Consider the following 25,366-nt stretch of genomic DNA (forward strand, 5'->3'; position numbering starts at 1 on the left):
ACATCCTTGAATATCAACGGGCTTTATTGGTTTCTAACATCTCTTGGGCGATTCCGCTGAGAAGATTAAGTTGGTGCCTTGTTTTAGCGCCATAGTCATAGGCGGTCTGCACTTCCACCAAATTACATACGATGCCCTCTGTAAAGTTGAACTTACGCGGACAATTTAACATCATCGGGCCAGGATTGAGATCACGCATCAATGTGGTTGCATCACCATTTGTAGCTAAAGTAATGGTGTTTCCAAACGCTGGCATTTGAGCTCGAGAGTTTAAAAACTCACTGTTGCTCTCTTGATTTACTTCATCGGCGATCACCGTTTCTTGCTCGCCAAGAACTTCGTGATCTGCTTCTTCACGAATCAAGGCGGCGTTTGTAGCTTTGACATCAATGCTTGAGCTACTCATTAATGTCACCGCTATCCCAGTCACAGCAACCAGCATAACCAAGGCTACAACGAGCACGACCCCTTGCTGAGTTTTTAAATTGCCCACAAATTTTCTCCTACATTGCGTAATTGCACTGTTGAGGTGAATACAGCACGACGGAATTCATCGTTAAAGGTTAATTCACGCCCATTGGCGCCCCCTAGTTGGTAGGTTTGGTTTCGTAAATTCAAACCTGGATCTGGCGTTAATGAACGAATCAAAATACTAATTTGTACAGTTAATACCTTGGCAGTTTGTTGCTGCCACTGCTCAACGGTCATGTTGTTACTGGTACTGTATTGATCAACACGAGAGTCACCATTGGTGTCCAAACCGAACAACAAGTGAATGTTCTCGACTCCTTCCATAATTACGTCTGACTGAATAGGTGCTGCTCCCCCTGCGCCCGTGGTTAGTCGATTGCGCATCAAAGTGGGAATAACACGGGTTTGTCCCTGAACTTGAAAGGTCTGTTCCTGCACGTAGTAAACATGATGGCTGTAAGGCCACAATGTTGCATCTGGACGCGGGAGAACGGCGGCAGGGCTATCAGAGAACTCGGCCCTATTTTGAGCCGCTAAGAAATAAAAGCGTTGCGCATTAGTCGCGCCAGGAGCGACATTTTGCCCATCCAAGCGCTTGACTTGCAATATATCAGAATTAGCTACCGTATCATCGATACAGTTAAGCTGCGGTCCTCCAGCAGAAGTAATCGCAAAAATATATCGGAATTCGACACTACTGCCATCAGGAAAAGAGCCATTATTTAAGCCGCTTTGGCAATCATTCGCCGGAGCGGCAGGGATGGTCGTATTTGCTGCAGTGAAACTAGATTCGTAAAATGTTCCCCAAAAACCGGCTTGCGCTATGTCGGCGGTCATGATGTCCAAAGCTAAACGTCCCGTTTCTTGCAGCTCACCAATAGTCAGGGTGTCTCTCGTGGTGCCTTTCATAGCAATGTAAGTAAACATTACTCCGGCGAGGATCACCGCACCGACGATCAATGACACCATGACTTCTACGAGCGTTAAACCTTGCTGTCTCTTAAATCTATTATTCATCGTTACGCTCTCATGTGAATTGTGCTGGTTAACCTCACCAAGCGGCGGTTATTTCCATAGTTTCCACAGGCAACGCTGTTGTCACCACCATTAAGTTCTTGCCTACCCCGCCAAGCAATAATGATTTCCACTTCCACACGATCGGTCACAACCCCATCGGTTTCAGTGGTATTGATACAGACGGTGGCATCATCTAGTGAACCACTGTTATCTCTCGCCTTAATAGCAGCAAGCCATTGATTTCTATCATAGTTAGCGAGTTCAGCAGGCCCGCAAACTTGGTTGTTACAATCAATTGTTTGTATGGGGTCGGCGCTATTAAACGTCATCGCGTACAGAGCAGCGATCGTCTGCGTATCATTTACACGAATGCGTTGCATGATATCGCCGCCTAAAGCCAATGCCGCTGAGCGCTGCATAGAATCGAATGAGGCTTGTTTAGCTTTGGCTTGAAGCGCAACCGTGCCCAATAAGCCGATGGTGAGAATAATGAATGCAATCAGTGCTTCGAGCAGGGTGAAGCCAGATTGATGCGCTGGTCGCGAGTGTCTTCCTGACATGAAATGTACCTGATGTTTTAATTTTTGTTAACGGCAGGATAATGATATTAAAATTAGGAACAAGCCAGGAAGGAATAAGCGGTACTATATTAGGTATAAACGGTCATTTATTGGGAACTATCACCATAGAGTAAGTCTTTGACTTTGCTCACTTCACGACGGCTCACTGGCAGTGGTTGCTCACACCCTTGTAGAAAAATTTGGTATTGGCGCTGGCTTTGCGTGAGCGATGTGACTTTATTGCGGTTCACTAAGGTATTTCGGTGCACTCTGAGTAATGTAGTGGGAAATTGCTGCTCTAGCTCTTTTAAGCTTGTATCTAATAACACTTGTGTGCTTTCGCACACTGCCTGAGTATATTTACCATCTCGAGCGACATAAAGCACTTCATCAAGGCTAAGTGTTTTTAGCTGGTTCCCCAGTTTATAGCTCAATTGCTGACGCTGTTTATGGTTCACTTGCGCACGATTTTGCTGACCGAGCTTATTGATGACCTTATCCAGCTCTGCCGCTTCCAGTGGTTTGAGCAAATAAGCTGTAGGCATCACTTTAAAGGCATCCAGAGCATGGTTCGGGTGGGCAGTAATAAACACGATAGCCGGGGGTAATGACTGTTCGGAGAGTTGCTGAGCAGCCTCTAAACCATTCATTTGCGGCATTTCAACATCAATAAAGACAACATCTGGCTGTGTTTTCGCAGCCAATTCAAGCGCCTCGGCGCCACTACTAGCATAACCGGCAATATGGATGTGCCCGTAGGTACCTAGTAGGCGAGCGACGCGGGCTTGGGCGAGCGGTTCATCATCAACGATTAATACTTTCATTAAAAGACTCCATTCTTGGGATCACAAGCTTTACTCGGTAACGATTGTCAAAGCGATGCTGACTTAATCGTGCTCTACCATGATATAAAATCGCCAGCCGTTTGCGGATGTTGGCTAAGGCAATGCCGTTGTGACTGCGTTTTGACTCACTGTTAGCTGACACACTATTGCTGACTATCACCGTTGCGCTTTGCTCACTGAGGTACACCTCGACTTCTATCAGCGAGCCGGTCGCGCTAGCCTCCACTCCGTGCAACACTGCGTTTTCTAGTAACGGCTGCAAGGTCAAGCACGGCATAGCAATGTTATGTACCGTATCAGGAATCGACCACTGCACAGCTAGGCGTGTGCCAAAGCGCCATTGTTCAAGAGCGATATAGCGCTGAGCTAACTGGAGCTCGTCATTAAGGGTACTTTGCTTTCCTACGTTCATAGCAGCGCGAGATAACGATGCCAGTGCTAATGCCGAGTCCTCTGCAGCATGGGCATCTTGATGCGCTAATTCAGCGATGGTGTTCAAGGTATTGAATAAAAAATGCGGGCGGATACGCGCTTGTAACGCGTCCAATTGAGCACTGGCGTAGGCTGAGTGCGCCTTAGCATGTTCATTATAAATGGCCATAAACTGCACGAACAGCGCAGCGACTAACGCACTAATGGCGCAGCTTTTAATTACGAACCACACTGGCGCTTGTTCGGCAAACAGCGCCAAATAACTGATATATAAAGTGGTCATGAAAGTGACAAGCACCAAAGTGCCGATCACTGCACCAGCTTGGATATTGTCACTCAATTGCGCTCTAATGCCATTCAACGCATACAGCAGAGCAAAACTAAGAGAAACAATGAACTGCACCAGCAGGCTGACCTGACCTAACACGACCCAGAAGTTTTCCAACGCACTGACACTAAAGCTAATGATCAGCGCCAATGCCTCCCCTACGACCAAGGCACTTAATACCCCTCGGGTCTGACAAAGCGTGGTCAGCAGGCTGTAGCGATTGCTGTGCGGTTGCGATGCTGGTTCCACGCTTACCTCGATACTTGCTATCGTAGCTCGGCCGGCACAGCAAACACGATGTCTTCTTCACGCCCGGGGTTTTCCGTGACTTGCTCACCACCTGCACACTGCAGGTGAGTAATCACTTCTTGTACTAACACCTCAGGTGCTGATGCGCCTGCTGTCACGCCCACAGAATCAATGCCCTCAAGCCAGCTGGCATCAATGCTGCTAGCATCATCGATAAGATAGGCTTTGGTGCCCATCTTACTGGCAAGCTCTCGCAACCGATTAGAGTTTGAACTGTTTTTCGCACCCACCACTAACAGCACATCCACTTTATCCGCCAGATCACGCACTGCATCCTGACGGTTTTGCGTGGCATAACAAATATCGTCTTTGCGCGGACCGTCTATATCTGGGAATTTAGCCCGCAGCGCATCAATCACATCAGCAGTATCGTCTACCGATAACGTGGTTTGACTACAATAGAACAAGTTGCTTGGGTTTTTCACTTCAAGCTTAGCGACGTCCTCTGGAGTTTCGACCAGATAAATCCCGCCTTGGGGATTATCGTATTGCCCCATGGTGCCCTCTACCTCAGGGTGGCCATGGTGACCAATGAGAATACACTCGATCGCTTTGCGTGATGCTCGCGTCACTTCCATATGCACTTTCGTGACTAACGGACAGGTGGCATCGAATACTTTTAACTCGCGACGTTTGGCCTCTTGACGCACGGCTTGGGAGACGCCGTGAGCACTAAAAATGACGATGCTGTCGTCGGGCACTTGATGCAGCTCTTCAACAAACACGGCACCTCGGTTTTTTAAACCATTAACCACATATTTGTTATGCACGACTTCATGACGCACATAAATTGGCGCCTCAAAAATATCCAAAGCCCGCTCAACAATACTGATAGCCCGGTCGACACCAGCACAAAACCCACGCGGGTTAGCAAGCACTATTTTCATGGGTTTGTGACCTCCAAAATTTCCACTTCAAAGGTTAACTTTTGCCCGGCTAACGGGTGGTTAAAGTCAATAGTGACCGACTCGCCAACCACTTCGCGAACAACACCAGGAAGTTCAGTACCATCGGGCTGAGTAAACGCAATAATGGCACCGACTTGAGCCGGTGCATCACTGCCGAATTTGCTTCTATCAACATGATAAATATTGTCAGGGTTAGGCTGGCCAAAGGCATCCTCTGGCTCAAGCTCAAAGCTTTTCTCATCACCAGCCGACAGCCCTAGCAAACATTTTTCAAAGTTTTCCGTTAAGCTGCCATCGCCAATGGTCAGCTTAGCCGGCTTATCGTGCACTTTAGTAGAATCCGCTGCAGAGCCATCGCTGAGCTTGATAGAGAAATGAAAAACAACCTCGGAATTAGCACCGATCACCATGTTACTCATGGGCCTGCTCCTCTTTACTGCTGGATTTAAAGGCATCGAATAATAACAGCGCCGCACCAATACAAATGGCGCAATCGGCAATGTTAAACGCGGGATAATGCCAGTCCTGATAATAGACATGGATAAAGTCGATAACATACCCATAGTGTAGTCGGTCGTAAAGGTTACCGAGTGCTCCCGCGAGCACCAATGCATAAGCACTGCCGAGCAGCTTATTGGTCGCTGGCAAGCGCTTTAGCCACCATACCAGCAGCACCGAGATAGTCACTGCAATGGCACTTAAGAACCAACGCTGCCAGCCACCGGCATCACTGAGAAAACTAAATGCGGCACCATAATTATGTACATAGGTAATATTAAAAAACGGCAAAACATCAATGCTTTCCCGTAACGACATAGCGCTGACAACCCAAGTTTTAGTGCCCCAATCGAGCACTAAAACCAGCGCTGAAAGCGTCAGCCATATAAGCCCACTTCGCTTTGCTAACACCTTCGCTCCTTACTTACTGCTTAGGCAAACTGGCGTGTTTCGCCATCGCCCTCAACGTTAGTTACGCAACGCCCACACAGATCGTCATACTTATCGTGGGTGCCAACATCATCGCAGTAATGCCAACAGCGCTCACATTTGCTCGCCGAGGTCGCCACCACTTGTACGCCAAGCCCTGACAGCTCTGAATCCGCAATCTCTGCCGGTTTAGTACTGAGCGCTTGCACCGTTACTTTTGATGTTAACAACACAAAGCGCAGCTCTTCACCCAGGGCATCCAGTGTTGCTTTTAACGTATCGTCGGCATAAAGCGTTACCTCAGCTTGCAAGGTGGCACCGATAATGTCTTCTTTACGAGCATTCTCCAGTACTCTGTTCACTGCATCACGCACTTCTAATACGTGTTGCCACTGCTCATCAGTGAACTTACCTGATACCGCCTGAAGGCCGTTATACCACTGTCCGGTAAAGACAAACTCTTCGCGCTCACCGGGCAGTGCCTGCCAAATTTCCTGCGCAGTAAAGCTCAGAATTGGCGCCATCCAGCGGGTCATAGCCTCGGCAATATGGTACAGCGCACTCTGACACGAACGACGCGCATGAGAGTCTGCCTTTGCCGTGTACTGGCGGTCTTTAATCACATCCAAGTAGAATGAGCCAAGCTCTCCCGTGCAGAAGTTCATGAGCTTTTGCGTTACTAATAGCAACTGATACTCGTCGTATGCCTTAATGAGCTCTTCTTGTAGACTGGCAGCGCGAGAAACAATCCAGCGGTCTAGCTCAACCATCTCTGCCACCTCAACAAGGTCAGTCTCAGGGTTAAAACCATTAAGGTTGGCTAACAAGTAGCGGCTGGTATTTCGGATACGACGATAACGGTCCGCCGAGCGCTTGAATATTTCATCAGACACGGTCATCTCTGCGGTGAAGTCACTCGAAGCCACCCATAGACGCAAAATATCCGCGCCCATTTTATTCATCACGTCTTGCGGTGAAATAACATTGCCCAAAGACTTTGACATCTTGCGGCCTTTTTCATCCACCGTGAAGCCGTGGGTCATTACTTGGCGATATGGCGCGTGACCATGAATTGCCACACTGGTCATCAGAGATGACATAAACCAACCACGGTGTTGATCTGAACCCTCAAGGTAAAGATCGGCAGGGCGCGTCAGTTCGTCACGTGCATCAATCACGCAGGCATGGGTTACGCCAGAATCAAACCACACATCTAAAGTATCTTGTACCTTCACGTACTGCTCAGCATCATCACCTAATAAGGTGTGCGGCTCTAAGTCGTACCACGCCTGGATACCGTCTTTTTCCACTAGCTGCGCAGCTTGTTCAATCAATTCTGCGCTGTTAGGGTGCAAATCACCGGTGTCTTTATCTACGAACAAGGCAATAGGTACGCCCCAAGTACGCTGACGCGAAATACACCAATCCGGGCGCCCCTCAACCATATTTTCAATGCGGCTTTCACCCCATCCTGGTAACCATTGAGTCTTTTTAATTTCGGCTATAGAGTCTTTACGCAGGCCGGCTTTGTCCATAGAGATAAACCACTGCGGTGTGGCGCGGAAAATAATGGGGGTTTTGTGACGCCAGCAATGCGGATAGCTATGCTCAAGTGCATGGTGATGCAACAACGCCCCTTTCTCTTGCAACAGCTCAATCACATTAGGGTTGGCTTTAAATACGTGCTGACCGGCAAAAATAGGGGTGTCTGGCAAATAGACGCCGTTTGCACCCACTGGGTTGGCCACTTCTAAGCCGTAGGCTTGGCCTGCAACATAGTCTTCTTGACCGTGGCCTGGCGCGGTATGAACAATGCCCGTACCTGAGTCGGTGGTAACGTGATCAGCCAAAATAACAGGCACATTGATATCGAGGAACGGATGCGCAACGCTCAATTTATCAAGCGCTTCACCTTTAACATAACCCAAAGTGTGATAGTGCTTAAAGCCAAAACGGTCCATGCAGTCTTTGACCAACTCTGAACCCAGCACAAAACGCTGCTGCAGGCCTTCATCTTCGACCTGCACTAGGGCATATTCTAAATTCTCATGTACAGCAACGGCGCGGTTTGCCGGTAGAGTCCATGGCGTTGTCGTCCAAATCGCTGTGGCTACTGGACCATTTCCTTGATGGCCCTCAGCCAAGTCAAAAGCACTAACAATGGCCTGCTGATCGACGAAGGTGAATTTCACATCGATAGCCGGTGACTGTTTATCCTGGTACTCCACTTCGGCTTCCGCCAACGCTGAACCACAGTCGGTACACCAGTGCACCGGTTTCGCCCCTTTATGCAGGTGACCTTTATCGATAATGCGACCTAGGGTGCGGATGGCATTGGCTTCAAAATCATAGTTCATTGTCAGGTAAGGCTTATCCCAATCCCCTAACACACCCAAGCGTTTGAAATCAGTTTTTTGGCCGTCTACCTGTTTCGCCGCATACTCACGACATTTTTGGCGAAATTCCGCCACCGACACTTTTTTGCCTGGCTTACCGACTTTCTTTTCTACCATCAGCTCGATCGGTAGCCCGTGACAATCCCAGCCGGGAATATAAGGCGCATCATAATCTGAAAGCGTCTTAGACTTGATAATAATGTCTTTAAGGATTTTATTAACAGAGTGACCTAAGTGAATGTTACCGTTCGCATAAGGAGGGCCATCATGCAAAATGAAAGACGGCTTACCTTTTTTTGCTGCACGAATTTTGCCGTACAAGTCTTGCTCGTACCATTGCTTAAGCATGGTTGGTTCGCGTTTGGCCAGGTTGCCGCGCATGGGAAACTCAGTTTCCGGTAAATTTAAGGTATGTTTATAGTCGCTCATTAATCCTACTTTCCGTTCCGGCTACAGACCGCCGCTGACATCTGCGGTAGTCGATAAAGTAAAAAACTGTTTGGCCTCGATAATATCTTGATTAATTTGCGCCACCAAGGCATCAAGACCATTGAATTTGTGTTCATCGCGCAGCTTAGCTTTAAGCTGCACTTCGATAAATTGCCCATAGATGCTTTGTTGGAAATCAAACAAGTGTACTTCCAACAAGGCTCGGGTACCGTTAAAGGTGGGCTTATTGCCCACATTCGCGACGCCGTTATAAGTGTGCGTACCCACTTTAGCTTGCACCGCAAAGACACCGCTGAGCGGACAAACTTGCCGCTTCAGAGCCACATTGGCCGTTGGAAAGCCAAGCTCCCGGCCTTTTTTCCAACCGTGAATCACGCGTCCGCTAATGGCGTAATCGTGACCCAGCATCGCTTTAGCCAGTTCTAAGTCACCGGCTCTGAGCGCTTCACGAATAGCTGTACTGCTGACTCGTGCATTGGCCTTTTTAAAACTCTCGGTGCTTTTCACCGCCATACCGGCTGTTTCACCCATGGCTTTGAGCAACGAGAAGTCTCCACTGCGGCCTTTGCCAAAGCGGAAGTCGTCGCCCACAGTGAGTGCTTTGACGCCAAGCTTTTTCAGCAATACTTCACTAACAAATTCAGCTGCACTTTGGCTGGCAAAGCGGCTATTAAAGCTCACGCAGACCACCCGCTCCACGCCCAGCTTAGCGAGTAAGGCAAGCTTATCACGTAGTCGAGTCAAGCGTGCCGGAGCCCGTTCTTTTAAAAAGAACTCTTGCGGCTGCGGCTCAAATAACATCACGGTGCTGGGTAAGTTCAGCGCGCTAGCATCACGCAATAAACCTTTTATCACCTCTCGATGACCCAGGTGCACACCATCAAAATTGCCTATGGTGAGTACACAGCCATGATGTTGGCTTCGAATATTGTGGATCCCGCGTATCAGCTCCATTTCTAAAAGGCCTTGTTTTACGCACTACGACTGACGAAAGTGCTCGATTATAATCTTTTTTTTAATGTGATTCAGTAGTTGCCACGTTTTTTATCATACTTGGGCGCACGCCCATAATGAATAGCACGCCAAAGTAACAACTCATCGCCACAAAAATCAGCCCTGCCAACAAAGCGATTTGCTCATAAAAAGGCCATTGCTGCCACATAAACTGGCTTTGTAAAGCATACACCGCCGCCCCCATACAGGCAGTAGCAAATAAGCATTTGCCAGTAAAGATGACACTGGTTTTTGAAAAATGATAAACCTGCTCTTTAGCCAGCTGTCGATATAACAATAGGGCGTTACAAGTCGCAGAGAGTGCGGTGGCCAACGCGAGGCCCAAATACCCAATAAACGGGGCGAGCAGTAAGTTAAATACCATATTCAAAACCATGGCGATAATGCCGATGCGCACCGGCGTGCGGGTATCCTGACGAGCGTAAAAGCCCGGCGCTAATACCTTAATCAGCATAAAGCTGACCAGACCAACGGCATAGGCGGCCACCCCCAAGGACACTGCGCGGACATGATCCACCTCAGCGCTTGCGAACGCACCGTGGTCAAATAACACGGTAATAATCAACGGGCTTATTACCATCAGTCCTAGCATGGCAGGCAACCCTAGAAAGATCACAAAACGCACTCCCCAATCTAAGGTGTGCTGAAAATCAGATCCTTTATCACCGGCGTGGAGTTTGGATAAGGTCGGTAAAATCACCGTGGCAATGCCAATGCCGAATAAACCCAAAGGAAATTCAATGAGCCTGTCCGCGTAGTACAACCAGGCGATGGAGCCAGTCACCAAAAAAGAGGCAATCACGGTATCGAGAAAGAGGTTGATTTGCGATACCGATACACCAAATAACGCTGGGATCATCAGTTTTCGCACTTTGACCACGCCAGGGTCTTGCCACCCCCATCGTGGTTTCACTAGCATTTTGGCGCGGTATAGAAACGGTAACTGAAAGGCTAATTGCACCGCCCCACCAATGAACACACCGATAGCTAAAGCGTAAGCTCCAATGCTGACATACTGATGCAAGTATATAGCGCTGCTGATAATGGCGACGTTCAACAGCACCGGGGTGAAGGCCGCCACCGCGAAGCGGTTATACACATTCAATATGGCGCCACTGAGCGCGACCAGCGAAACAAAAAATAAATACGGGAAGGTCCACTTCAACAGCGCCGAAGCTAAAATAAATTTATCGCCCTCACCTGTGCCTTGGTACCAATCAACAAACCACCCAGCACCAAACAGTGCGGCGATTATGGGCGAACCTATCACGCCAACAATGGTCACCACCAACAAGATAGTGCCTAAGGTGCCTGCCGCCCGCGCTACAAATAAGCGCACGGCATCATCACCTTGCTGCTCCTTGATTTCACTGAGCACTGGCACAAAAGCTTGGGCAAAGGCCCCTTCTGCAAATAAACGGCGTAAAAAATTGGGAATGCGATTAGCAAATAAGAATACGTCGGCAGCCGCATTAGCTCCTAAAAGATTTGCCACAACGGCGTCACGCACTAAGCCCAGTACGCGCGATATCATGGTCATGGCGCTGACTATCATGCCAGAACGAAATAAACTGTTAGCCACATATCCTCACTGAGGCAAACGATAATGGCGGCATTATGCCAACAAATAGGCAGCGAATACAGCGCTGGTGGTTGCCTAATAGCTTTGCTATAATCCGCCGAGGTCAGAGGCCTAAACTGCAATAACAGACCAATCATTTATTTGGGTATATAGTGCGTTAACCCAACTTTGCACTGTATATATGTGTCTCCCGGTAGCCATTGGCGATTCGTTACTCCCGCAGTTTGCTTTGTCTTTTGTTAATTTGATTGACAAATTGGAAAAAAGAGGGCATAGTCCACGGCCTTTAAATATAAGCTTTATTTAAGATTGTTAGGAGCAAACCTTGGCTAACATCAAGTCTGCAAAGAAACGCGCTGTAACGAGCGAAAAACGCCGTCAGCACAACGCAAGCCGTCGTTCAATGATGCGTACATACTTCAAAAAAGTATCTGCTGCTATTGAAGCTGGCGACAAAGAAGCGGCACAAGCTGCTTTCGCACAAGCAACACCTATCCTAGACCGTTACGCGACTAAGGGTCTAATCCATAAAAACAAGGCTGCTCGCCATAAGAGCCGTCTTGCAGCGAAAATCAAAGCACTATAATTTAGTTTTTTGATAACGCAAAAAACCGGCATTAGCCGGTTTTTTTATGCCTATAATTCAAGAAATCAAACAAATTCCATGTTGGGATAAAACTTTTTCAGCATGGCTGCTATTTTCTTGGGCGAAAACGGCTTAACCACAAACCCCTTAGCGCCTTTATCAATTGCGTCCTTAACATTATCAATTGTTGAGTGAGCGCTGACCATAACCACATTGGCCTCGGGGAGCTGACTATTTATGTCTGCAATCATGTCTTTGCCATCGCCGTCAGGCAATTCGATGTCGAGAAAGATAATATCGTACTCTTTATTCGCGCACGCAGACATGCATTGCGCAGCGTTTGCCGCCTCATCTACATTTTCAATGCCTAAATGCATTAACGTTTGATGTAAAAAGCTACGCACCGTACCCACATCATCCACGATTAAAATCGCTATATCCTCATCCATTGGACCTTCCCTAATTTGCGCCTTAGCCACTGGGGTTTAAGTTAACTTCCAGCCCTAGCCACGCTATACTAAAAAAACGTTTATATTATAGAGTCCTATATAGTTTAGGCCAAGTAAACCTGTGTGTAGAGCGTTATGGTAAAAAAAACTAAAAAGCATTCACTCTTGAAGCAAGCAGCGACGCCAAAAAGAATTAAGCGGCCGCCCTCTTCGGCAGATAACGCCTCGCAGCACCAAGCACAGCAGGATGAGCCGTCGCGCCAAGGAGCTCCGCAGCGCACCAAACCAAAGGGTAAGTTAGGCCAAATTATTTTATTTACGTTATTAGCGCTGCTGGCAATATTTATGCTGATGCCAAAACCTCAGTTGATCACTTATCAAAAGCTGGGGTTAGTGGCCAGTAGCATTTACGTGCCCACCCTACTTGGTGGCCCAACACTCGTAGATTCAGAGCTTTACCTGCAATCCATAGACGCCAACAAGGCCATGTACTTATGCCGAGATCGCACGCAAGCAGATACTTGTCATCGCTATGAAATCATCAAACAAGAAGGTTTTTTTGCAGTCTTAGTGCATCTTTTTTCAAGTTAGAAAAACTTATCCGAAAAAGATATATTTTTTCGCTTGCTTAAGGGCCTTCACGTTCGCATAATAGCGCTCCTTTTTTAACCATCACGTTGTGGAGCGATACACCTTGGACGTCAACTTGGGAATTCAGATTTTGCTTGGAGCACTGGCTATTGGCGCATTTTTTATTAGTCATGGACGCTTACTGCGCATTGGCGCAAGTGTAGCGATTGGTCTGTTATTTTTTGTGCATGCGCAACAATTAGTAACCCCCAATGGACTGACTAACATCTCCCTGGTTTTAATTAATACGTTTTATTTATTTAAGGTGTACACACAGCGCATCAGTGGCCCATCGGTTTAGCTTGAATTGGTTTAAAAATACGCAGTCAGTACTATCGAGAGTGATCATCATAGTACTGACACCGTATATTGGGCTAGTATAAAGCTAGTAGTAACCATGTAAGCGAGGTCATCATGACAGCGTCTCATAAAAGCCCAGACTCGGATCTTTTCGCAGAGCTAATGGAGGATGTAACGCCGCTCAAGCAAAACGATAAGGTAAGCTACTTCGAACCGCACACCACGCCCACCCTCGCGCAACAACACAAACGTTTGGCGGCGCAGTTAGATGCAGAGTTAGATGACAACATCCTCAGCACCGAATACATTGATTTGATTGACCCACTCGATTTTATCGCCTACAAAAAAGATGGTGTACAAGACGGCGTGTACAAAAACCTTCGCTTAGGAAAATATGGCGTTGACGCCACACTCGACTTGCACGGTCAATCACTGCTTCAGGCACGCCAGGCACTGTATGAAACGGTGAGCGACTGCCACCAGCGTAACATTCGCGTATTGTTAGTGCGTCACGGCACTGGGGAGCGTAATCAATCCCAGAAAGGGCTGCTCAAAAGCTACGTCAATCATTGGCTCAAACAATTGTCCTGTGTGCTTGCCTGCCACAGTGCGTTGAAGCCCCATGGCGGCCTAGGCGCAACCTACGTGCTATTAAAGAAAAGTGCCGATAAGAAATTAGAAAACCGCGAACGCCACGCTAAACGCTGAAAATAAAAATGCCGAAACCCTAGGCTTCGGCATTTTGTCCGTCGAATGTCAGTTACAAATAGGAGCTTTACAGCGGCATGGCATTGGCTTGGTTGAACCAAGCTGCGAGTCCCAGCAAAGCAACCCAAAACAACACATAGCTGAGCTTAGCTCCGCCTTGATTATGTTTCATAGCGCTTCCTATAAAGGTTGCGGCTAATAAAATAGCCTAACTTGTTATTTTTTTTATACATCAAGCATGTAGCTTGTTTACTATAGCAACTGACTAAAACTTAACAAGCTGTTTACTTACACAGTGTTTAGTTCCTATTAAAACAACTTAATAAGCTCGTTCGCGGCTAATAAGATGCTTTAATGTTTGCCCAGACTGCAAGCGTTGATAGTTGTCGACCACTTGCTCAACAACCGTTTCAATGCGGCTAAGCGCACTGCAATGCGGGGTCAAAATGAGGTTTTCTTGGTGCCATAAAGGGCTCTCCTCTGGCAAAGGTTCTTGGCGAAACACATCAAGGGTGGCACCGCCTAAAGTGTGTTTTGATAGTGCGGTTTGTAATGGTCTTTCACATACATGCTCTCCTCTGCCAACATTAATTAATACCGCATGCGCAGGCAGTTTTGCCAACAGCTCAGCATCAATTATATTGCGGGTCTTAGCAGTCAAAGGCAGTATACAAACCAAAAAATCGACATGCGCAAGCATCTCGTTTAGGCCGCTATCACCGCAAAAGTGTGTCACCGTCGCTGTGTCAGGTTTTTCTGAGTTCGACCACGCTTTGATAGTAAAGCCATTAGCCGCTAAACGCTGCGCAATAGCGCTACCAAGCTGACCATAACCGAGCAGGCCGACGCGATTGTGTGCGCGCACCCGCTTCGCTCGCCATTGTTTGCTACTTTGTTGGCGCCAGTAACGAGGCATATGAGATTTATGCAGCAGCACGTGAGTTAATACGTATTCAGCCATATCTGCTGCCAGCTCATTATCAACAATACGCGTGACCGGCACATGATCTGCAATGGCATCCAGGTTAAGGCCGTCGACACCGGCACCAAAAGAAGACACCGCTTTTAGATTTGGTAAAGCACTAAACACCTCAGCTGGTACCTGCCAGCCAAGCACCATATCAATCGCTGCAGCATCCTCAATATCAGGCCATACTTGCACTTGCTGCTCACCCAGTTGCTGTTTAAGCATGCTCTGCAGCTTATCTGTATTTCTGTTCGCAATTGCCACTAATAAACTCATATTATCTCCATCACAGCGATAGTTTGCCTCAGTATCCCACAACCCGATGTCGTCTTGAAACTGTCATCTATTTTACACTTTGATGTCATGGTTAATTCTTACCCTGTGGCTAATCTCGTTACCAAAGGGTGGTAATATGATCAGTATTGATAAAGTGGTTGAAGATAACTTACCGAGTCTTGCCAACTCACCAAAAGTAAAAGGCCTGGTAAAGAAAGGGCTGGGCTATTTATTACACGAACAAGAGTTTGTTGCTTTTGCCGATACCTATCCTCACCTACAAGGATTAGAGTTTATCGAGCAAGTACTCGAAGAGCTGGACTTCAGTGCTCGCTTTAGCTCATCACAGTTGGATAATATCCCAAGCGAAGGCCGCCTAGTAATTATCGCGAATCACCCAATTGGCTCACTGGATGGCTTGGCGCTGATCAGTGTGCTAGCTCGCGTACGCCCGGATATCCGTGTTGTTGCCAACCGTTTGCTGATGAGTGTAACGCCAATGCACTCATTACTACTGCCGGTTGATAACATGTCTGGCAACAGCCGCAAGCAAGAACTCAATGCCATTCATCAGCACCTTAAAGCTGAAGGAGCCTTGTTGATTTTCCCTGCTGGCGAAGTGTCGCGGCTACGCCCAACAGGCGTTAAAGACTGCAAGTGGAACAATGGCTATCTGCGTATAGCCAAAAAGGCCAATGCGGCCATCTTACCGATTTTAGTAAAAGCTAAGAACAGTCCGCTGTTTTACGGTACGTCGATGATTTACAAGCCGCTTGCCACCTTATTATTAGTTCAAGAAATGTTTAAGCAACGGCAAAAGTCGCTGGAGTTCGAAATAGGCACTGCCATTCCGCCGAAGTCTTACCTTATTGATAACCTTAATGACAAAGAGATCAGCCGACTTATTCGTAAACAGCTATATAGATTGGGGACTAAAAAGCCTGAACTGTTAAAAACCCAAGCCCCTATTGCCCACGCCGAGTGCCGCCAAGCCTTAGTAGGGGCGCTTGGTGAATGCGAGCGTCTGGGAGAAACCCAAGATGGCATGCAAATCTACTTATATAATTACCAAGGCAGTTCACCGCTATTTCGTGAGCTCGGACGCCTTCGTGAAATCGCCTTTCGCGCTGTTGGCGAAGGCAGTGGTCGCCGCCGTGATATCGATAAATATGACATGGACTATCACCACCTCATTCTATGGGATCCTAAGCAGCTAGAGCTTGTGGGCGCTTACCGCCTTGCATGTGCCGATGATATTATTGCCAAACACGGACGCCAAGGGTTATACACGGACAGTTTGTTTAACTACCAAGACGATATGGCGCCTTACTTCGGTGCTGGCATCGAACTTGGCAGAAGCTTTGTGCAACCCAAGTACTGGGGCCGCAAAAGCCTCGATTACTTATGGTTTGGTATTGGTGCGTTTATTAGTCGCTACCCGCAATATCGCTATTTATTTGGGGCCGTCAGTTTATCTAATGCTCTGCCTCAAAATGCCAAAGAGCTATTAGTTTATTATTATCAGCATTACTACGCTCAGCAACAGCCGTTGGCAACGGCTAAACATGAGTTTAAATACAGCGAATGTGTAAAAGAGCAGTGCCAACGTTTGTTTAATGGCAGTGATGCAAAAGCTGACTTTGCAGAGTTAAAACACGTGCTTGCCAATATGGGAGCACAAGTTCCCACGCTCTTCAAACAATACACTGAACTTTGCCAGCCTCAGGGCGTCTCATTTTTAAGCTTCAGTGTGGACCCCGACTTCAACAACTGTATCGATGGCCTAGTACTGGTAGATATGGCAAAGCTAAAAGAAAAAAAGGCGCGCCGTTACCTTAACAACGAAACCCTCATTAAGCGCACCTGCAATAGGGATTAACCAACCCCCAACCAAAAAATAGCCGGCGTATGCCGGCTTTTTCATGACTCACTTGAGTTATTTAGTGAAAAAATGCGCCAATGTGCGCTCATAGATTTCGGTGATCTTAGCTAAATCACTCACAGCCACACGCTCATTGTCTTGATGTATGGTGTGGTTACGTACACCGCATTCGACCACTTGGGTGTCAGCACTGGCAAAAAAGCGCCCATCAGAGGTGCCGCCACTGGTACTCAGTTGCGGGTAACTCTGAGTGCTTTGGTAAATAGCTTCTTCCAACGCTGCGAGCAGGTCGTACGCTCCCCCACCCGCCGTGTAATAAGGCTCACAGGGACGCTGCCAACTAATTGTCGTATGTTGCTGCCAAGGCGCCAAGGCGGCGGTGATTAAGCGTTTAACGCTTTCACTACGATAACCATGACTATAACGCACATTAAACTCTATAAAGCAGCTGGCTGGCACCAAATTATCTAAACTGTTAGGGACTGTGAGACCAGTTATTTGTAATGTTGTTTTCGACCCTTCAATATCTTTTTGCCAATCTATTTGTTGCAAGGCCATGCTCATCTGAGCAGCCAAATGTGCGGCATTCACACTGTGCTCGGGGTAAGCCACATGCCCGGCTTTACCAAGAACTTCAATACGTGCTGAAAGTGCACCACGGCGGCCATTTTTGATGGTATCGCCAACGCGTTTATCCGCTGTGGGCTCACCTACTAGGCAGACATCAAGATGTTTACCTTGGGCGGCGAGATAGTTAGCTATTTCCGCACTGCCATAAAGAGCCTCACCTTCCTCATCAGAGGTGATCAACCAATAAAAGTGCCCCTGTGTTGGGCTTTGCATGAGCACCCTATCGGTCGCTTCCAACATTGCTGCGACGCCGCCTTTCATATCAGCGGCTCCTCGGCCAATAATTTCACCATTGATTATCTCAGCAGCAAAGGGATCAACATGCCACCGCGATGCATCAGCAGGTACAACATCGATATGGCCACAAAAGGCAAACTTGACGCCTGGACCAAAGTAGCAATCGGCAACAAGGTTCGTGACACCATGACAGGTGAATACATGACAATTAAAACCACGCTGTTGCAGCTGTTGTTGTAACCAATTGATAGCCCTACCTTGCTCAGGGGTAATGGAGCGAAACCGAATAAGCTGTTGTAAATATGAAACGACATTATCTTGATTAACGCGTTGTTGTTGCGATGTGTTCAATTGCATAACGCCTGCCCTGTTGCAGCTGTTGGTAAGGCTATTACAACCTGCTCATATGACATCTTAATGTCAGCTTATGAACTCTCCTTTGTGTGCATGAAATGGATAAAAGTTTAATCTAAATCAAGGTTTTTAATCGCTCTGCAGCGTACCTGAGGCAAAGCTTGATCTAGAACAGTTTTTATTTTTCTTAAGTAGTGATAATGGCGCCAACAGCAAAGCTTTTCCGATGTATCGAACAGGAATATGATGATGAAAAAAACACTCAGCGCAGCTCTAATTGGCCTTTTCCTTGGCACCTCTTCATACGCTCACGCTAACCTAAGTGTTAACGTTGGCGCTATCAACGTAAACCCTGATAGTGAAGTGTCTAAAATTAACGAAGCCCCAACCTTAGGGCTTAACGCCGACGATGATACTCAGCTTGGTCTCACGTTCGATTATGCACTCAATGACAATTGGACCATTGAACTTATCGCCGCCACGCCATTTAGCCATGACGTTAATGGTCGCCTTGGCCTTGAAGGTGCGAAAATTGGTAACATTAAGCACCTTCCACCCACGCTATTAGGTCAATACCACTTTGGCCAAGCAGGTGATAAGTTCCGTGCCTTTGTGGGTGCCGGCGTAAACTACACGGTGTTTTTTGATGAGCAAGCAAGCCAAGACTTAAAAACCACGTTAGGGACTGATGATGTTGAACTCAAGCTTGACGACTCAGTTGGTTTGGCCGCTCAAGTTGGCTTTAACTATGCATTCGACAAGCACTGGGGTTTACACGGTATGGTGAGCTACATGGACATTGATAGCGATGCCAGTGTATATGCAAACGGCCAGAAAGCGCTGACCGTCGATGTCAAAATTGACCCTGTTGTGGCGATGCTAGGTGTGCGTTACACCTTCTAATACCGATTCACGGTTACCACTTGCTAATGTAAGCAACTAAAGCGGCTAATTCTTGTTAGTCGCTTTTTTTTGCTCCAACATGGCTTTCCAGTGCATGATTTCCGGCGGCAAAATGGGTGCCTCATCATTAAAATCAGCCAGCGCCAAAATCTCTTCGATATCGACGACCCCTTTTCGCGAGCGAAACACGCCCCGTACATAAGCAATGGCATGCAGGCCTCGGTGTGAGGTGAATTTTTGCTCGATGTAAAAATACTTGTGATCCCAGCCTACCAATCGGGTCGAAACCGTGAATTTTTGCCATGGTTTTACATCGCGAATATAGGTGATTGCTGTCGCATTAACCACAGGGAACCAACGGCGTTTCATCACCGCTCGCAATAGTCCTAAACGCGCAGTCATCCATGTCCGAGCGATATCCATTAACGCCAAATAACGAGAATTCGTTAAATGTAAATTAATGTCGCAATCCAGTGGCCAGGCCCGAAAGTCAATATCGACCGTATCCAACAGCGGCTGTTGTGTTTTATTACCTTTGATTTTGAAAAACAGCCATAATAAACGGAAGTATAAGTTCACCGCGCTCTCCTTGTGGTAGCGTGTTAAGAAACAGGTAAGACCACCATCATAGCATTGCTTGAGTCGTCGAGCACCTTAGTGCGTTAGTTGCGCAGCGACGCTAGGTCATTTATGGTTAAAACTTCTCGCTCACAAAGGGGTTAATATGAAACCAACTTTATTTGCTCTGGCCACATTGGCAATGAGTATGCCTTGCTTTGCTGATTTTGATTACGTCGGTAAGGGCACAACCGCAAACAGCGCCGGACAACAAACGCCTTTCACCTTCGGTTTCGCTTGGGACAGTGAGCAAGGTACGTTGCGTATCGGCAACAAAAGTTATGATATGGACACCCTCCCCGAGTCATACTCTTTGGCCTTAGTGCTTAGTAAAGACGACAGCCAAGTATGGCTGCAAGAGTTCCACTCTGGCTGGTTTGACAGCTTTTACTGGCAACTCGGCGAACATGTAATTCGCCTAGAGAAAGGACAATTTGAGCAACAGGTTAAAGGCAATTACGAGTTACATATTGATGATCGCAGTTACTTTTTCACCAGCAATAATGCCGCTATAAAAGTAAATTTCGCAGCTGAGGGCGTTGAATCAATCACCGTCAGTGGGGTCACTAAGAACATGGGCACAAAAAAATAGCGCCTAACGGCGCCATTATTAAACTTTGACCGTTTTTCGGTTTATCCCGTATTCACGCAGCTTATTTGCTACAGCGGTGTGACTCAGGCCCAAACGCTTTGCAAGCTGTCTAGAGCTTGGGTATGCAGGGTAAAGTTTACGCAATAACGTAGCTTCAAAGCGTTTTACCGCCTGATCTAGGCTGCCTTCAAAATCAGACTCCAAGTAACCAAGATCATTGGTGAAGCTCGGAAGTTGCAAGTGCTCCACCGTCAATTCGCTATCATCGAGCAAAGATACCGCGCGGTAAATGGCATTTTCTAATTGCCGCACATTGCCCGGCCATGGATACTGCTCCAAATACTCAATACACTCTTTACTTAAGCTAGGTACCGTCGCGCCGTTTTGCTGCGCATACTTTTGCACAAAGTGCTCGGCCAGGGGCCCAATATCTGCTTTTCTGTCACGCAATGGTGATATTTCCAGCGTCAGTACGTTAATACGATAATAGAGATCCTCGCGAAAGCCTCCCTCTTGCACCATGGCTGGAAGATCTTTTTGCGTCGCCGCGATAATGCGCACATTGACCTTTACTTCGTTCTCATCGCCGACCTTGCGGAAAGTACCGTCCTGTAAGAAGCGCAGCAGTTTGGTCTGCAGCTGGGTCGACATCTCGCCAACCTCATCTAAAAATACCGTGCCGCCATCGGCTTGCTCTAATACCCCGCGTTTGGGTGCGGCGTTGTCTTCATATCCGGCATAACCAAATAACTCTGATTCGGCAACATCATCAGGCAAAGAGGCGCATGACAACGCAATAAAGGGTTTAACCGAACGATTAGAGGCATAGTGGCAGGCTCTGGCCATAAGCTCTTTACCTGTGCCCGTTTCACCGGTGATCAATATCGGCGCATCAAGCTGCGCCATTTTGCGTGCCTCGCGTACAGTGCGGCGCATCGCCGTTGAATAATTATGTATGGTGGCGAAACTTTCTTGGCCATAGCGGCGAAATGCACTGACTTGTTGACCTAAACGACTTTGTGATTTGATATTGATAACCGCCCCCGCCAAGGCGTCTTGCTCTTCACCTTGAGGCACAGAGATAGGCAGAATATCGGCAATGAAATCTTCTCCGGCCACTTCCACACGGGTGGTTTGTCCTAATACCTCTGACCCCTCTAACCAGCGAGTAAAATTAAAGCCTTTAAGGAGGTTATTGATATTGGCACCGACCACGTCTTGCTCGCTCAATTGTAAGTCGCGACATGCCGCAGCATTACACAACCGCACCCAACCTTTGTTATCAATGGAGATAACGCCATCGGGGAGCGCACTGAGCAGCGTATTAAGCTCGTTATGCTCACGCTCGGAGGGCATAAATGCGGTTGTTCGAACGTCTTCAACACCGTCAATTAGGCGGATAGAAGGCATAATTTTTTGGAATTGCTCAAACTCGATGGGGGGGAAGCTGACATACATACGACAATGCTTAGCATCTACTTCGATGCCTTTTAGGTCAACTTGGTAGCTCACCAGGATATTCAGTATCTCTTGGGCGATACCGATTCGGTCTTGGCAATATATTTCAAGGCGCATGGATCCCTCAATCACGTGTTACCAATCAAATGCTGGGCGCAATCATACGCTATAAAAGGCTAAGATGGATAGCAAAACGTAAAGAAAATTGAACAAATAATCGATTCTATTTTATACCCCCACGCCAAGAAGTTATCGTCTGGATTGCACAATATAAGGCTAAAAAGCCAGCATGGTAGCGCTCTGGGTTCATTGGCGGTTAAGCGTCAGTGCTTCCCCTGATGCATGGCTCTATGTATACTGTCGCGCGCTTGTCATCAGGATAAAGCAGCGCAGCGCGTGCAATTCTATGCATAACCTCGCTTTTTTACCATGGTGATAGCGGGCCACCCGTTCACATAAAATGTGCCCCCTCAGACTCCAGTTGAGGTTATGGCACACCATTACTTGGCGTCGCCGAAGTAATACTTGAACATCATAACAATAATAATAAGGCCTAAATAAGTGACAGTACGGCAGTACTGTAAATTGCAGTAATAGTATTCAAGGCTCACAGCCTTTGATACTGATTTATTTAGGAAGTAAATTTTCATGAGTTCAGCACCTAAAACAGGTGATCTTTTCGGTCACCCTAAAGGGCTCTTTTTGCTATTTTTCACAGAAATGTGGGAGCGCATGAGCTATTACGGTATGCGCGGCATCTTCGTGCTTTACCTTTCCACTATCGCCACCGCCGCAGCCATGGGTTGGGATATGGCTTATTTTGGTATTGACCCTTTAAGTGCCAACGCCCAAGACGAATATCACAAAGCGCTACAATCAAATGCACTCAGCATTTTGGGTATCTATGCGCTGCTTGTTTATGTAACACCGGTACTCGGTGGCTGGTTTGCCGACAATGTATCTGGTCAGCGAAAAGCCATCATTTTCGGTGGCCTCACCATGGCCCTCGGCCAATTTGCTTTAGGCACGCCTCATGCCATGGTGTCAGGCTTTGAGAAAGAGATGATGTACCTAGGCTTAGCGCTACTAATTCTAGGTAACGGCTTCTTCAAACCTAATATCTCTACCATGGTGGGAGACCTATATAGCGAAGGTGATAAACGCCGCGATGGCGCCTTTACCATCTTCTATATGGGGATCAACTTAGGCTCTATTTTAGGTTACTTCGTCGTTGGTTCTATCGGTGAAAAGTTTGACTATCAATACGGCTTCCTCACTGCCGGCGTCGGTATGCTACTGGGTGTGGTGTTGCAGTTACTACTAGCCAAAAAATACTTAGGTAGCATTGGTACTGTGCCATCTGCTAAGCAGTCTGAGGACGACCAAGGCGCAAACAAAAAGCCGCTAACCAGTGAAGAGCGCGACCGCGTTAAAGTGATCCTCATTATGAGCTTTTTCACTATCATCTTCTGGGCTGGGTTTGAGCAAGCAGCAGGGTCAATGAACCTCTTTGCGAAATACAAAACCGACTTGGTGTTTTTTGGTTGGGAAATGCCGGCCAGTTGGTTGCAAGCAGTTAACCCTATTTTCATCATTATCTTAGCGCCTATTTTTGCCAGCCTATGGATCCGCATGGGTGATAAAGAACCCGATTCACCACGTAAGTTTGCCTTAGGCATGTTCTTCCTTGGCCTAGGGTTTATTTCTATGGTCGGAGCGGCTTTACAAATTGGCGATGATGCCAATATGAAAGCCCATGTAATTTGGTTAGTGATGGCGTATATCTTCCACACCATGGGTGAGCTGTGCTTATCGCCGATTGGTTTATCTATGGTCTCGAAGCTAGCACCACTTAAATTTACTTCGTTACTAATGGGTATGTGGTTCTTATTCTCGGGCTTGGGTAACTACGTAGCCGCCGAAATCGGTAAACTAGTTGGCGAAGGTGGACCACTTAGCACCTTTGGCGGCGTTGCCATTATGGCCTTTATCGCAGGTATTTGCTTGTGGCTAATGGCCGATAAGCTGGTTGACTGGATGCATGGTGCTGAGGGCCAGCATGATAAAGAGCAACTGCTAGAAGAAGAGTTAGAAATCACTGGTGAGAAGCAGTAACCGTTAATCCCCTCTTCACTAAGGCGCCTAATGGCGCCTTTTTTACGCAATTTTTTTGATGGCTGAATCTATTTAGAGAACAAATTTAACGAAAAGCTTACAGTTACCTAAAAACGTCCACTTATATTTACATTACTCCTCCTGGTTAATTCCCTGCCTAGGCTTTCTCTTTGGCACTTTTTCTCCGATGATGCCATCAAATGATCAGAGGTTGGCTGTTGCAATTTATAACCATTATTAGTGCGGACTATCGCAATCACAGCCACCTATTACCTATGCAAGTGGAGTAACAACATGAGCGAAGTAAATAACCCTCTCGGCCTGATGGGCATCGAGTTTACTGAATACGCAACCCCAGATGCGGATTATATGGACACTATCTTTAGTGAGTTTGGCTTCTCAAAGTTGAAGAAGTTTAAAGGTAAAGACATTGTTTATTACAACCAAAACGACATTCACTTCCTTTTAAACAATGAGCGCGGTGGTTTTTCTGCTGAGTTTGCCAAAAGCCATGGCCCTGCCATTTGCTCTATGGGCTGGCGCGTAAAAGATGCGAATAAAGCCTTTGAAGTGGCGGTTGAGCGTGGAGCCAAACCAGCCACGGACGCAACCAATAAAGATATGCCTTACCCTGCTATTTTCGGTATTGGCGACAGCTTAATTTACTTTATCGACAAATTTGGCGACAACGGCTCAATTTATGACACCGACTTTGAAGATTTAGCGCAACCGAATGTGGTTGAAGGCAAAGGCTTCACACGTATCGACCACCTAACCAACAATGTTTACAAAGGCACCATGGAAACATGGGCTAACTTCTATAAAGATGTGTTTGGTTTTACCGAGGTACGTTATTTCGATATTAAAGGCCAAAAAACTGCACTGCTGTCATATGCATTGAAGTCACCTTGCGGCACCTTCTCTATTCCAATCAATGAAGGTAAGGATGACAACAACAACCAAATCGATGAGTACTTAGACGAGTACAATGGTCCGGGCGTGCAGCACTTGGCTTTCTTAACTGATGACCTAGTCGGCTCTTTGGATAAGCTAGATAAGAGCAATATCGCCACCTTGGATATTGTCGAGCATTACTACGACACTATTTTTGACCGGGTGCCTTGGGTCAAAGAGGACCGCGAGAAAATCAAGCAGCATCAAATTTTGGTCGATAGCCAAAAAGAAAACTGCTACTTACTACAAATTTTCACCAAGAACTTATTTGGCCCTATCTTCATTGAAATGATCCAGCGTGTTGATGATGGTGGCTTTGGTGAAGGTAACTTCCAAGCGCTGTTCGAGTCTATCGAACGCGATCAAGAGCGCCGTGGCGTTCTATAATTCCCTTTTTATCTAGCGTTAAAAGCAGGCTCGCCATTTATGGCGGGTACTGCTTTTTCACGTTTCGAGCCCTTGTTTTTT

25 protein-coding genes are annotated in these 25,366 nt (G+C 47.1%); 9 read left to right on the top strand and 16 right to left on the bottom strand.

The genetic code is table 11. From position 1 onward, the window contains the following. Nucleotides 1-13: 13 nt before the first annotated feature. The 11 genes from EXT46_RS11710 to murJ form a co-directional block, all read right to left on the bottom strand. Nucleotides 14-493, bottom strand: a complete 480-nt coding sequence (locus EXT46_RS11710; protein WP_130147433.1) for a pilus assembly protein PilX — start codon at nt 491-493, stop codon at nt 14-16. Next, nucleotides 481-1,488, bottom strand: a complete 1,008-nt coding sequence (locus EXT46_RS11715) for a PilW family protein (protein ID WP_130147435.1) — start codon at nt 1,486-1,488, stop codon at nt 481-483. The genes EXT46_RS11710 and EXT46_RS11715 overlap by 13 nt, the downstream gene beginning before the upstream one ends. Nucleotides 1,489-1,490: 2 nt before the next feature. Continuing rightward, a complete protein-coding gene (pilV, locus tag EXT46_RS11720; protein ID WP_130147437.1) occupies nt 1,491-2,048 on the bottom strand; it encodes a type IV pilus modification protein PilV in 558 nt (185 codons plus the stop codon). 107 nt (nt 2,049-2,155) lie between these two features. Then, nucleotides 2,156-2,872: a LytTR family DNA-binding domain-containing protein gene (locus EXT46_RS11725; protein ID WP_053910280.1), complete on the bottom strand. Its 717-nt coding sequence runs from the start codon at nt 2,870-2,872 to the stop codon at nt 2,156-2,158. Beyond that, nucleotides 2,853-3,902: a histidine kinase gene (locus tag EXT46_RS11730; RefSeq protein WP_022945266.1), complete on the bottom strand. Its 1,050-nt coding sequence runs from the start codon at nt 3,900-3,902 to the stop codon at nt 2,853-2,855. Before EXT46_RS11730 ends, EXT46_RS11725 begins: the two co-directional genes overlap by 20 nt. A gap of 17 nt (nt 3,903-3,919) precedes the next feature. Further along, nucleotides 3,920-4,849, bottom strand: a complete 930-nt coding sequence (gene ispH / locus EXT46_RS11735) for a 4-hydroxy-3-methylbut-2-enyl diphosphate reductase (RefSeq protein WP_053910278.1) — start codon at nt 4,847-4,849, stop codon at nt 3,920-3,922. Next, the gene (fkpB, locus tag EXT46_RS11740; protein WP_130147439.1) at nt 4,846-5,289 is read right to left on the bottom strand and encodes an FKBP-type peptidyl-prolyl cis-trans isomerase; all 444 of its coding nucleotides are present in this window, start codon (nt 5,287-5,289) and stop codon (nt 4,846-4,848) included. Before fkpB ends, ispH begins: the two co-directional genes overlap by 4 nt. Beyond that, complete coding sequence (gene lspA, locus EXT46_RS11745) at nt 5,282-5,779, bottom strand: signal peptidase II (RefSeq protein ID WP_022945269.1); 498 nt, start codon at nt 5,777-5,779, stop codon at nt 5,282-5,284. Before lspA ends, fkpB begins: the two co-directional genes overlap by 8 nt. Before the next feature lie 20 nt (nt 5,780-5,799). Further along, nucleotides 5,800-8,622 carry an isoleucine--tRNA ligase gene (gene ileS, locus EXT46_RS11750; RefSeq protein WP_130147441.1) on the bottom strand — a complete coding sequence of 941 codons (2,823 nt, stop codon included), beginning with the start codon at nt 8,620-8,622 and terminating at the stop codon, nt 5,800-5,802. 21 nt (nt 8,623-8,643) lie between these two features. Beyond that, nucleotides 8,644-9,597, bottom strand: a complete 954-nt coding sequence (gene ribF / locus EXT46_RS11755; RefSeq protein WP_130147443.1) for a bifunctional riboflavin kinase/FAD synthetase — start codon at nt 9,595-9,597, stop codon at nt 8,644-8,646. Between the two features lie 61 nt (nt 9,598-9,658). Then, nucleotides 9,659-11,239 (bottom strand): murein biosynthesis integral membrane protein MurJ, encoded by a 1,581-nt coding sequence (gene murJ, locus EXT46_RS11760; RefSeq protein ID WP_081604425.1) that lies wholly within the window; start codon nt 11,237-11,239, stop codon nt 9,659-9,661. A 325-nt stretch (nt 11,240-11,564) separates the two neighbouring features. Here murJ and rpsT point away from each other — a divergent pair, with 325 nt between their 5' ends. Further along, nucleotides 11,565-11,825: a 30S ribosomal protein S20 gene (rpsT, locus tag EXT46_RS11765; RefSeq protein WP_022945273.1), complete on the top strand. Its 261-nt coding sequence runs from the start codon at nt 11,565-11,567 to the stop codon at nt 11,823-11,825. Between the two features lie 65 nt (nt 11,826-11,890). On the opposite strand, the gene EXT46_RS11770 is transcribed toward rpsT, so the two are convergent. Further along, nucleotides 11,891-12,274, bottom strand: a complete 384-nt coding sequence (locus tag EXT46_RS11770; RefSeq protein WP_022945274.1) for a response regulator — start codon at nt 12,272-12,274, stop codon at nt 11,891-11,893. A 135-nt stretch (nt 12,275-12,409) separates the two neighbouring features. Here EXT46_RS11770 and EXT46_RS11775 point away from each other — a divergent pair, with 135 nt between their 5' ends. The 3 genes from EXT46_RS11775 to smrA all read left to right on the top strand — a co-directional run bounded on the left by EXT46_RS11775 (nt 12,410) and on the right by smrA (nt 13,912). Then, on the top strand, nt 12,410-12,865 hold the full coding sequence (locus EXT46_RS11775; RefSeq protein ID WP_165381112.1) for a hypothetical protein: 456 nt from the start codon (nt 12,410-12,412) through the stop codon (nt 12,863-12,865). 115 nt (nt 12,866-12,980) lie between these two features. After that, the gene (locus EXT46_RS11780) at nt 12,981-13,205 is read left to right on the top strand and encodes a hypothetical protein (protein WP_231658063.1); all 225 of its coding nucleotides are present in this window, start codon (nt 12,981-12,983) and stop codon (nt 13,203-13,205) included. Nucleotides 13,206-13,318: 113 nt separating this feature from the next. Further along, entirely contained in the window at nt 13,319-13,912 is a 594-nt protein-coding gene (gene smrA / locus EXT46_RS11785) for a DNA endonuclease SmrA (RefSeq protein ID WP_053910275.1), read from the top strand. Between the two features lie 319 nt (nt 13,913-14,231). Here smrA and EXT46_RS11790 read toward each other — a convergent pair whose 3' ends face one another. After that, nucleotides 14,232-15,155, bottom strand: a complete 924-nt coding sequence (locus EXT46_RS11790) for a glyoxylate/hydroxypyruvate reductase A (protein ID WP_130147447.1) — start codon at nt 15,153-15,155, stop codon at nt 14,232-14,234. Between the two features lie 136 nt (nt 15,156-15,291). Here EXT46_RS11790 and EXT46_RS11795 point away from each other — a divergent pair, with 136 nt between their 5' ends. After that, nucleotides 15,292-17,034, top strand: coding sequence for a lysophospholipid acyltransferase family protein (locus EXT46_RS11795; protein WP_130147449.1), 1,743 nt, complete (start codon nt 15,292-15,294; stop codon nt 17,032-17,034). Nucleotides 17,035-17,091: 57 nt separating this feature from the next. Here the strand turns inward: EXT46_RS11795 and dapE are convergent, their stop codons facing one another. Beyond that, nucleotides 17,092-18,261: a succinyl-diaminopimelate desuccinylase gene (gene dapE, locus EXT46_RS11800; protein WP_130147451.1), complete on the bottom strand. Its 1,170-nt coding sequence runs from the start codon at nt 18,259-18,261 to the stop codon at nt 17,092-17,094. A 246-nt stretch (nt 18,262-18,507) separates the two neighbouring features. Between dapE and EXT46_RS11805 the strand changes: the two genes are divergently transcribed. Then, complete coding sequence (locus EXT46_RS11805; RefSeq protein WP_022945282.1) at nt 18,508-19,161, top strand: OmpW family outer membrane protein; 654 nt, start codon at nt 18,508-18,510, stop codon at nt 19,159-19,161. A 45-nt stretch (nt 19,162-19,206) separates the two neighbouring features. Here the strand turns inward: EXT46_RS11805 and EXT46_RS11810 are convergent, their stop codons facing one another. Beyond that, nucleotides 19,207-19,740, bottom strand: a complete 534-nt coding sequence (locus tag EXT46_RS11810) for a thioesterase family protein (protein ID WP_022945283.1) — start codon at nt 19,738-19,740, stop codon at nt 19,207-19,209. Between the two features lie 145 nt (nt 19,741-19,885). Between EXT46_RS11810 and EXT46_RS11815 the strand changes: the two genes are divergently transcribed. Next, a complete protein-coding gene (locus tag EXT46_RS11815) occupies nt 19,886-20,371 on the top strand; it encodes a hypothetical protein (protein ID WP_130147453.1) in 486 nt (161 codons plus the stop codon). Nucleotides 20,372-20,389: 18 nt separating this feature from the next. Here EXT46_RS11815 and tyrR read toward each other — a convergent pair whose 3' ends face one another. Beyond that, the gene (tyrR, locus tag EXT46_RS11820; protein WP_022945285.1) at nt 20,390-21,946 is read right to left on the bottom strand and encodes a transcriptional regulator TyrR; all 1,557 of its coding nucleotides are present in this window, start codon (nt 21,944-21,946) and stop codon (nt 20,390-20,392) included. 531 nt (nt 21,947-22,477) lie between these two features. Here tyrR and EXT46_RS11825 point away from each other — a divergent pair. Then, nucleotides 22,478-23,944, top strand: a complete 1,467-nt coding sequence (locus EXT46_RS11825; protein WP_022945287.1) for a peptide MFS transporter — start codon at nt 22,478-22,480, stop codon at nt 23,942-23,944. 294 nt (nt 23,945-24,238) lie between these two features. After that, nucleotides 24,239-25,285, top strand: coding sequence for a 4-hydroxyphenylpyruvate dioxygenase (gene hppD, locus EXT46_RS11830; RefSeq protein ID WP_130147455.1), 1,047 nt, complete (start codon nt 24,239-24,241; stop codon nt 25,283-25,285). The last annotated feature ends 81 nt before the right edge of the window (nt 25,286-25,366 follow it).

It is taken from the genome of Pseudoalteromonas sp. CO325X (assembly GCF_004208955.1).
In the GTDB taxonomy this organism is placed as follows: Bacteria; Pseudomonadota; Gammaproteobacteria; order Enterobacterales; family Alteromonadaceae; genus Pseudoalteromonas; species Pseudoalteromonas ruthenica.

What these genes read in the sequence shown, in the direction of transcription:
- EXT46_RS11725 (WP_053910280.1), bottom strand. Translation starts at nt 2,872, where the DNA reads ATGAAAGTATTAATCGTTGATGATGAACCGCTCGCCCAAGCCCGCGTC.
- EXT46_RS11805 (WP_022945282.1), top strand. Translation starts at nt 18,508, where the DNA reads ATGAAAAAAACACTCAGCGCAGCTCTAATTGGCCTTTTCCTTGGCACC.
- EXT46_RS11715 (WP_130147435.1), bottom strand. Translation starts at nt 1,488, where the DNA reads ATGAATAATAGATTTAAGAGACAGCAAGGTTTAACGCTCGTAGAAGTC.
- EXT46_RS11775 (WP_165381112.1), top strand. Translation starts at nt 12,410, where the DNA reads ATGGTAAAAAAAACTAAAAAGCATTCACTCTTGAAGCAAGCAGCGACG.
- EXT46_RS11825 (WP_022945287.1), top strand. Translation starts at nt 22,478, where the DNA reads ATGAGTTCAGCACCTAAAACAGGTGATCTTTTCGGTCACCCTAAAGGG.
- ispH (WP_053910278.1), bottom strand. Translation starts at nt 4,849, where the DNA reads ATGAAAATAGTGCTTGCTAACCCGCGTGGGTTTTGTGCTGGTGTCGAC.
- EXT46_RS11815 (WP_130147453.1), top strand. Translation starts at nt 19,886, where the DNA reads ATGAAACCAACTTTATTTGCTCTGGCCACATTGGCAATGAGTATGCCT.
- ileS (WP_130147441.1), bottom strand. Translation starts at nt 8,622, where the DNA reads ATGAGCGACTATAAACATACCTTAAATTTACCGGAAACTGAGTTTCCC.
- EXT46_RS11790 (WP_130147447.1), bottom strand. Translation starts at nt 15,155, where the DNA reads ATGAGTTTATTAGTGGCAATTGCGAACAGAAATACAGATAAGCTGCAG.
- pilV (WP_130147437.1), bottom strand. Translation starts at nt 2,048, where the DNA reads ATGTCAGGAAGACACTCGCGACCAGCGCATCAATCTGGCTTCACCCTG.
- EXT46_RS11795 (WP_130147449.1), top strand. Translation starts at nt 15,292, where the DNA reads ATGATCAGTATTGATAAAGTGGTTGAAGATAACTTACCGAGTCTTGCC.
- hppD (WP_130147455.1), top strand. Translation starts at nt 24,239, where the DNA reads ATGAGCGAAGTAAATAACCCTCTCGGCCTGATGGGCATCGAGTTTACT.
- tyrR (WP_022945285.1), bottom strand. Translation starts at nt 21,946, where the DNA reads ATGCGCCTTGAAATATATTGCCAAGACCGAATCGGTATCGCCCAAGAG.
- fkpB (WP_130147439.1), bottom strand. Translation starts at nt 5,289, where the DNA reads ATGAGTAACATGGTGATCGGTGCTAATTCCGAGGTTGTTTTTCATTTC.
- ribF (WP_130147443.1), bottom strand. Translation starts at nt 9,597, where the DNA reads ATGGAGCTGATACGCGGGATCCACAATATTCGAAGCCAACATCATGGC.
- smrA (WP_053910275.1), top strand. Translation starts at nt 13,319, where the DNA reads ATGACAGCGTCTCATAAAAGCCCAGACTCGGATCTTTTCGCAGAGCTA.
- dapE (WP_130147451.1), bottom strand. Translation starts at nt 18,261, where the DNA reads ATGCAATTGAACACATCGCAACAACAACGCGTTAATCAAGATAATGTC.
- EXT46_RS11770 (WP_022945274.1), bottom strand. Translation starts at nt 12,274, where the DNA reads ATGGATGAGGATATAGCGATTTTAATCGTGGATGATGTGGGTACGGTG.